We start from the raw sequence: 292 nt of genomic DNA, 5'->3' as shown, positions 1-292 counted from the left end.
TATTGAAATTCCTTACCTTTAAAAGTAAGGAGATCATAACATTAACAATGCAGATGTGTTTAGTAAAAGTCCTCCGCAATTTGAAAGATCACCATGATATGACAAAATCGACACTAACTTTTTTTAGAGTTCTTTTTTGATAGCTATCATCTCTTAATTTTTCAAACCACGTATATCCCATTTCAACACCAACACCAATGTAATCTAAGGGGAGATGATATCCTGCAAAAATATCAGACGAAACTTCTAGATAAGATGAAGAATTATTAACACCCAGTACCCTAGATTGTAA

Annotated in this window: 1 protein-coding gene; it reads right to left on the bottom strand. The window is 32.2% G+C overall.

Translation table 11 applies throughout. From position 1 onward, the window contains the following. Positions 1–88: 88 nt before the first annotated feature. Positions 89–292: hypothetical protein (locus AB4484_RS11985; RefSeq protein ID WP_372078343.1), on the bottom strand; the 204-nt coding region annotated here is incomplete at its 5' end.

This window comes from Vibrio sp. 10N.261.46.A3 (genome assembly GCF_041472995.1).
GTDB lineage: Bacteria > Pseudomonadota > Gammaproteobacteria > Enterobacterales > Vibrionaceae > Vibrio > Vibrio coralliirubri.
The sequence above is the reverse complement of the archived record's forward strand: the minus strand, read 5'-3'. Positions and strand labels throughout refer to the sequence as shown.